Annotated in this window: 1 protein-coding gene; it reads left to right on the top strand. The window is 58.7% G+C overall.

What is annotated here, in order from left to right:
• On the top strand, positions 1-1,458 hold a 1,458-nt coding region (bcsC, locus tag A7589_RS22555), incomplete at its 5' end, for a cellulose synthase complex outer membrane protein BcsC (protein ID WP_108189035.1).

The following is a 1,458-nucleotide window of genomic DNA, read 5'->3' as shown; positions in this document are numbered from 1 at the left end:
ACACAGCGGCGCGTGGCGCTGGTACAGGCGCAGCTTGGCGATACCGCAGCGGCGCAGCAGACGTTTAACAAGCTGATCCCGCAGGCAAAATCTCAGCCGCCGTCGATGGAAAGTGCGATGGTACTGCGTGATGGTGCAAGGTTTGAAGCGCAGGCGGGCGAGCCAAAGCAGGCGCTGGAAACCTACAAAGACGCGATGGTCGCATCCGGTGTGACGCCGACGCGTCCGCAGGATAACGACACCTTTACCCGTCTGACCCGTAACGACGAGAAAGATGACTGGCTGAAGCGCGGCGTGCGCAGCGATGCGGCAAATCTCTATCGCCAGCAGGATCTTAACGTCACCCTTGAGCACGATTACTGGGGCTCGAGCGGCACCGGTGGTTACTCCGACCTGAAAGCGCACACCACCATGTTGCAGGTGGATGCACCGTATTCTGACGGACGGATGTTCTTTCGCAGTGATTTCGTCAATATGAACGTCGGCAGTTTTTCCGCCGACGCTGAGGGTAAATGGGATAACAACTGGGGCACCTGTACGTTGCAGGACTGTGGCGGCAACCGCAGCCAGTCAGATTCCGGCGCCAGCGTGGCGGTCGGCTGGCGAAATGACGTCTGGAGCTGGGATATCGGCACCACGCCGATGGGCTTCAACGTGGTGGATGTGGTCGGCGGCATCAGTTACAGCGACGATATCGGGCCGCTTGGTTACACCGTTAACGCCCATCGTCGCCCCATTTCCAGTTCTTTGCTGGCCTTCGGCGGACAGAAAGACTCCCCGGGTAATACCGGGAAAAAATGGGGCGGTGTGCGTGCCGATGGCGTGGGGCTAAGTCTGAGCTACGATAAAGGTGAAGCGAACGGCGTCTGGGCATCGCTTAGCGGCGACCAGTTAACCGGTAAAAATGTCGAAGATAACTGGCGCGTGCGCTGGATGACGGGCTATTACTATAAGGTCATCAACCAGAACAATCGCCGCGTCACAATCGGCCTGAACAACATGATCTGGCATTACGACAAAGACCTGAGTGGGTACTCACTCGGTCAGGGCGGTTACTACAGCCCGCAGGAATACCTGTCGTTTGCCATACCGGTGATGTGGCGTGAGCGGACGGAAAACTGGTCGTGGGAGCTGGGTGCGTCTGGCTCGTGGTCGCATTCGCGCACCAAAACCATGCCGCGTTATCCGCTGATGAACCTGATCCCGACGGACTGGAAAGAGGATGCCGCCAGCCAGACCAACGACGGTGGCAGCAGTCAGGGCTTTGGCTACACGGCGCGGGCGTTACTTGAGCGTCGCGTCACGTCCAACTGGTTTGTCGGCACGGCGATTGATATCCAGCAGGCGAAAGATTATGCGCCAAGCCATTTCCTGCTCTACGTGCGGTATTCCGCCGCCGGATGGCAGGGCGACATGGATTTACCGCCGCAGCCGCTGATACCTTACGCCGACTGGTAA

Source organism: Escherichia sp. MOD1-EC6475 (assembly GCF_003046645.1).
Lineage (GTDB): Bacteria > Pseudomonadota > Gammaproteobacteria > Enterobacterales > Enterobacteriaceae > Escherichia > Escherichia ruysiae.
This window is presented reverse-complemented; position numbering and strand designations above follow the sequence as displayed.